The sequence below is a fragment of the Streptomyces phaeochromogenes genome (genome assembly GCF_001418655.1).
In the GTDB taxonomy this organism is placed as follows: Bacteria; Actinomycetota; Actinomycetes; order Streptomycetales; family Streptomycetaceae; genus Streptomyces; species Streptomyces phaeochromogenes.
Genome location: NZ_LIQZ01000563.1, coordinates 1 through 6277 on the forward strand (window position 1 = coordinate 1; position 6277 = coordinate 6277).

The following is a 6277-nucleotide window of genomic DNA, read 5'->3' on the forward strand; positions in this document are numbered from 1 at the left end:
GTGTCCAGGGTGGCGCGTGTGTCCGTGTCCGCTGCCGTGGGAGTGGCGCCCTGACGTGCCGCCGCTGCACCCTCCGTGTGTCCGGGATCCGCCGGAAGCCTCAACTCCCTGCTCAGACCGGGTGCCACCAGCGCCAGCACCACCGGCTGCGCCGCCACCATCCGGTCGTCCGGTACGCCGAGAGCGCGGGACTCGGTGAGGGCGGCGAGGGCTGTGCCCGCCGCTGTGGCGCGCGGCTCGGGGAGGAGGGCGCCCGCGAGAGCCTCCTGGGCGTGCAGGGAGACCAGGACGGTACGGGTCCAGCGGAGGGTGGTGACGAGGTCCGGGCGGGTGAGCCGGTCCGCGGACGGTGTCTCGGCGAGGCGGCGGTCGACGTCCGCGACTAGGTCCACCGCGAGACCGGGCAGCGCCGCCGTCAGCCGGCCCACCCGCCATGCGGCGGCCAGCCGGCGGGCACCCGGCGCCGGGTTGAGCAGCGCGAGCCACCGGTTCCGGGGCGGTGCGGCGCCCAGCAGCCGCAGATCCGCCGCGGCCCGTCCGCCGACGGCCGTGACGACCGGGACCGAGCGCAGCTGCCGCCGGGGCGCGGTGCCACCGATGTCGAGCGCGGCGGCCAGCCCCCGTGCCATCGGGGCCACCCACAAGTCTTCCTCCAGCGGCTCCAGTTGATCCGGCAGCGTCTCCGCAACCGGTCCGGGGCCGAGCAGCCGCGCCCCGCGTGCGGGCCGCGCCGCCATAGCCGTGATCGGCCGGCTCTGGAACAGCCACAACTGCCCGGACGCGTCGAACCCGAACTCGATGTCCTGCGGCCCGCCGAAGACCCCGCGCGCCTGTCGCGCCAGCCGGGCCAGGCGGCGCAGCCCGTCGGCTCCGAGCAGCCCTTCGGGGTCCTCGGGCTCGGTGCGCAGCAGCCGTCCCCAGCGGCTCAACCAGTAGTTCGTGCCCGGCTGTTCACCGCTGACCAGGGAGTCGGGCCCGCCGCGCACCGCACTCACCAGCATCCGGTCCGTCCGCCCCTCCACGGGGTCCGCGCCGAACATCACCCCACCGACGCGGGCCGCGAGCATCGGCTGCACCAGCACGGCCATCGGAGCCACCGTGCCGTCCGGCCGGTGCGCCGAGTCGAGCACGGTCCGCACGGCCGCACGGAACTCGTGCCAGCCCTGTACGTCCAGCACGGACGCGAACTGGCCCGCCAGGGACGACTCCTGGGTGTCCTCCTGCGGTGAGGAGGACCGTACGACGAGGGGGCGCGTGCCGTCGGCGGAGAGCTCCTGCCAGGCGCGGCGCAGCCCTTCCAGTTGGCCGGCTCCCGCCCACTCGCCGGACCGATCGCCGTACGGCACGACGAACCCCGGCAGCACCGGCAGCCCGGCCAGCGCGGCGCGCGCCAGATTCGCGGCCTTGGAGCCTGCGAACGGGATGCGCGCCGCCCGCGGATCACTCAAGGGGACCGCTTCCGCGGCGAGTCGAGGAACTTCGGGGGTGAGCCGAGGAGCTTGAGGGGCGGTCTGATGAAACCGGGAGGCCAGTGGATCGCCTATGCGGGGGACACCGCCCTGGTCGTCCCCGTCGCGCGCACCGTCTCCATGACGTTCGTCAACCGTCGTCATCGAACACCCTCCAGGACCGACCGCCAACAGGGGGGACGCGCGGGGGTGGCCCTGCGCCTGACGACGGAACGAAGGATGGGGACGAGTTCCTGCCCGACCGGGGTACGGCCGCGACAACAACACGCCTCCTACAGCCGAGGATCCCACTCGGTGTTGTGTTTCATGTCATCCGGAAGTCGGATTCCGGCCGACGAACTGCTCCTCACCCAGCACTGACCCGGCACCCGGTACTCACTCCTCATCCGGTACTCACGGTGGCGGCAGCGCCGCGCACAACGCCTCCAGCGCGGCCCCGTACGCATGCTCCGAAGGCGTCGCGTACCCCACGACCAGACCGTCCGGCTCGGCCATGGACGCGTCCGAGTGCCGAAACTCCGGATGCCGGAACTCCGCGAGCCCGTCCAGCGCGAGGCCCTGCCACACGGCGGCCTTCACCGCGGACTGCTCGCTTCCGGGCGGCAGCCGCAGCACAGCATGGAGCCCGGCCGCGATCCCGGTGACCTCGACGTGCGGCGCGTGCACGGCGAGCGCGTCGACCAGCCGGTCCCGCCGCCTCCGGTACCGCTGACGCATCCGCCGCACATGACGGTCGTACGACCCCGAGGCCACGAAGTCCGCGAGCGTCAACTGGTCCAGGACGCTCGCCCACGCCTCCCGCTCGCCCTTGACCTCCAGGACCGCGTCGACGTACCGCTCCGGAAGGACCATCCAGCCCAGCCGCAACGCGGGCGACAGGCTCTTGCTGACCGAACCGATGTGGACGACCCGCTCCGGGTCCAGGCCCTGAACGGCTCCGACGGGCTTGCGGTCGTAGCGGAACTCCCCGTCGTAGTCGTCCTCCAGAATCACCCCTCCACGCGCGCGTGCCCAGTCGATCACGGCGGCACGCCGTGCGGGATGCAGTGGTCCACCGGTCGGGAACTGGTGCGCGGGCGTGAGCAGTACGGCCCGCTCCCTGCCCAGGCCGTCGACCCGGGCGCCGTCCTCGTCGAGCGGCAGCGGCACGGTCCGCACGCCCGCCGCCGTCAGCAACTCGCGGTGGAAGGCGAGGCCGTACGACTCGACCGCCAGCGGGCCGCGCAGCACCGTGGGGAACAGCAGCCTCAGGGCGTGCGCGAAGCCGGAGCAGATCACGATCCGCCCCGGCTCGGTGCGGACGCCACGCGCGCGTGCCAGGTACTCCGTGAGCGCCACCCGCAATTCGATCCGGCCGGCCGGATCGCCGGGCCCGAACGCCTCGTTGGGAGCCTCCCGCAGAGCCCGCCGGTACGAGGCCAGCCACGCCGCGCGCGGGAACGACGACGCGTCCGGCGTGCCCTGCCGCAGGTCGTGGCGCGGTCCACGCGCGCGTGGGGGTGCCTTTTTGGGTACGCGCGCGTTCGCGCCCAGCGGCTCGGCCCGCTCGGCGACCACGGTGCCCGAACCCTGCCGCGCGGTCAGCCAGCCCTCGGCCACGAGCTCGGCGTACGCGTCGGCGACCGTGTTGCGGGCCACGCCCAGGTCGGCGGCGAGCGAGCGGTACGGAGGGAGCCGGGTACCCGGGGCGAGGCGCCCGCTGCGGACCGCCTCACGCAGGGCGCGGATCAGAGCGGCACGGCGGCCACCCGGACCGGACAGTTCCAGATGCAGGTCGGCGCCGATGCGCTCCGCCGAATTGACCCATGAATCTGCCATGGAAATGCACCCTACAGGGGGTCTTTCCGACTCGTAGATTCATGGTCATGACGACGAACACGACACACACGATGAACGCGACGACCACGACGAGCGCGGCGCACACGACGACGAACGCCCGGATCAACTTCGCGAAGGCCGCTCCGAAGGCCTTCCGAGCCCTCGTAGGCTTCGACATCGCGGCCCGCGAGGGCCTCGACCCGGCCCTCGTCGAACTGATCCAGATCCGCGCCTCGCACCTCAACCACTGCGCCTACTGCCTCCACATGCACACCAACGACGCGCGCAAGGCCGGCGAGTCCGAGGACCGGCTGCACATGGTCGCCGTGTGGCGCGAGGCCCCGCACTTCTTCACCGAGAAGGAGCGCGCGGCCCTCGCCCTGACGGAGTCGGTGACCCTGGTCGCCGACGGCGGTGTCCCGGACGACGTCTACGCCGAGGCCGCTGCCCGGTTCGACGAAAAGGAACTGGCCCAGGTGCTGGCACTGATCTTCGCGATCAACACCTGGAACCGGGTCGCCCTGGCGACGGCGAAGAGGGCGGGGACGGACGAACGCTGAAGAGCGGGAGCCGAGTGGTGGGCGGTGGCTGGTGGGCCGCAGGCGTCGGCGCCGGTTACGCGGTCATCGGGCGGTCGTACGGCCCGATCGGCGCCGGCAGCCGAGAGGTGCCCGTCAGCTGCCGGTCCACCGCCGCCGCCACCGCCCGCCCCTCGGCGATCGCCCACACGATCAGGGACTGGCCGCGCGCGGCATCACCGGCGGCGTACACGCCGGGCACGTTCGTGGCGAAGTCCGCATCGCGGGTGAGCGTGCCACGGGGGTCGAGCGCGAGTCCGAGCTGGTCGACGAGGCCGTCGGAGCGGTCGGGGCCGGAGAAACCGAGCGCGAGCAGCACGAGGTCGGCGGGGAGCACCCGTCCGGTCCCGGGGCGCGGGCGGCGTTCCGCGTCGACCTCGATCAGATGCAGCGAGCGCACCCGCCCGGCCGCGTCACCGGTGAATCGGAGCGTCGACGCCGCGAAGAGCCGCGCGTCCGCGTCCGCCGCGGGTGCCGTCTCCAGGTCCCGGGCCTCCTCGTGCGCGGCCGACAGCCGGTAGATCTTCGGGTACACCGGCCACGGGTCGGCGTCCTCGTCCCGCTCCGTGCCGGGCTGCGTATAGATGTCCAACTGCGTCACGGACTTCGCACCCTCGCGCACCGCCGTACCCAGACAGTCGGCACCCGTGTCACCACCGCCGACGATCACGACATGCTTGCCCGCCGCCGACAGCGGTGACGTCTCCAGATCCCCCTCGCACACCCGGTTGGCCAGCGGCAGGTACTCCATCGCCTGATGGATGCCGCTCAACTCCCGTCCGGGGACCGGAAGTTCACGCCAGGCCGTGGCGCCCACGGCGAGGACGACCGCGTCGTATCTGGCCCGCAACTCGGCCGCCCCGACGTCCCGGCCGACGGCGGTCGACGTACGGAACTTCGTTCCCTCCGCCCGCATCTGGGCGACCCGCCGCTCCAGGTGCCGCTTCTCCATCTTGAACTCGGGGATCCCGTACCGCATCAGCCCGCCGATCCGGTCGTCCCGCTCGTACACGGCGACCGTGTGCCCGGCCCGGGTCAGCTGCTGCGCCGCGGCGAGCCCGGTGGGCCCCGAGCCGATCACCGCGACCGTCCTGTCGGACAGCCGGTCCGGCGGCCGTGGCGGCGCGAATCCGTCCTCCCAGGCCCGGTCGGCGATGGCGGCCTCGACGTTCTTGATGGTGACCGCCGGCTGGTTGATCGCCAGGACACAGCCCGCCTCGCACGGCGCGGGGCACAACCGGCCGGTGAACTCGGGAAAGTTGTTCGTCGCGTGCAGCCGGTCGCTCGCCGCCCGCCAGTCGTCGCGCGAGACCAGGTCGTTCCAGTCGGGGATCAGATTGCCCAGCGGACAGGCGTCGTGGCAGAACGGGACACCGCAGTCCATGCACCGGTCGGCCTGCGTGCGGATGATCGGCAGCAGAGCCCCCGGGACGTACACCTCGTCCCAGTCACGGACCCGCTCCCCGACGGGGCGCCGCGGCCACTCCTCGCGGGAGGCATTGAGGAAACCCTTGGGATCGGCCACGGCCGTCTCCCTCACGTACGTGAACGGTGCCCCTGCGGTCTCCGTCTCCGACGCCATCGTCCGGGCGGCGGGCCGAGGGCCTGTCGGCAGACTCTTCCCGCCACGATACGACGCCCTGGCCGCGCCCGCCTCGGACGTGCGCGGGCACAGCCGCGGCGGGCCCATCCACCGGGGGCGCGGCCACGCGGGCCGACGAGTGCGACCGGGTACGCCTCAGGTCAGCGCCAGTACGTACGAGATCGACGCGGCGGCCGACGCGATCGTGCGGACGTGGTTCCACATCGTCCACTCGCTCACATACGTGGGCCAGTACGCGACGGCCTCCGGCGCACCGGCCTCCATCGTGGCCAGCTTGTTGTTGCGCGGGACGTTCGCCGCGATCGTGACCCCGAAACAGCCGAACAGATACAGCGCACTGCCCAGCAGCATCTCCACCGTGCCCTCGTCGGGCCACAGCACGAAGGTGACCACCGCGAGCACGGCACACATCACCGCCGAACCGATGAACACGAACATGAACGCCGGCATCAGCGCGGTCACGTTGATCGCCTGCATCGCGGCGACTCCCTGCGCCGGCGGCAGCGCGGCGAGCCCCTTCATCACGAACGTCGAGAACCCACAGAAAACACCGGCCACCAGCCCGGTGCCGAGCACCCCCACCACAGTGATGACGAAGTACGGTCCCTCGATCATGGCAACTCCCCGTAAGTGAAACCCTTGGGCAACAACTCGCGCACCGCTCCCAGAACCGCCGGTCGGGTCGACCCCGAACCCCAAGATCCTGCCCGGCACTCCCTGTCACCACAAGTGAAATGCCGTACGGGAAGGGTGACCATGGCCGAGGGGCTCGGGGGCATGTTCGGTCGTCTCGGGGCGAGGTCCGGGGC

5 protein-coding genes are annotated in these 6277 nt (G+C 72.4%); 1 reads left to right on the plus strand and 4 read right to left on the minus strand.

What is annotated here, in order from left to right; all coding sequences use genetic code 11:
- Together AOK17_RS45810 and pdxR are read right to left on the minus strand one after the other, a co-directional pair.
- Positions 1–1448 (minus strand): PEP/pyruvate-binding domain-containing protein (locus tag AOK17_RS45810; protein WP_281198695.1); only part of this gene is annotated, 1448 nt, incomplete at its 3' end.
- A 414-nt stretch (positions 1449–1862) separates the two neighbouring features.
- Entirely contained in the window at positions 1863–3287 is a 1425-nt protein-coding gene (gene pdxR, locus AOK17_RS45815; RefSeq protein ID WP_055618578.1) for a MocR-like pyridoxine biosynthesis transcription factor PdxR, read from the minus strand.
- Positions 3288–3334: 47 nt separating this feature from the next.
- Between pdxR and AOK17_RS45820 the strand changes: the two genes are divergently transcribed.
- A complete protein-coding gene (locus tag AOK17_RS45820) occupies positions 3335–3847 on the plus strand; it encodes a carboxymuconolactone decarboxylase family protein (RefSeq protein WP_425424695.1) in 513 nt (170 codons plus the stop codon).
- Between the two features lie 55 nt (positions 3848–3902).
- On the opposite strand, the gene AOK17_RS45825 is transcribed toward AOK17_RS45820, so the two are convergent.
- Together AOK17_RS45825 and AOK17_RS45830 are read right to left on the minus strand one after the other, a co-directional pair.
- Positions 3903–5390, minus strand: a complete 1488-nt coding sequence (locus AOK17_RS45825) for a glutamate synthase subunit beta (protein ID WP_055618581.1) — start codon at positions 5388–5390, stop codon at positions 3903–3905.
- Between the two features lie 213 nt (positions 5391–5603).
- Positions 5604–6083: an anthrone oxygenase family protein gene (locus AOK17_RS45830; protein ID WP_055618580.1), complete on the minus strand. Its 480-nt coding sequence runs from the start codon at positions 6081–6083 to the stop codon at positions 5604–5606.
- Between the last annotated feature and the right edge of the window lie 194 nt (positions 6084–6277).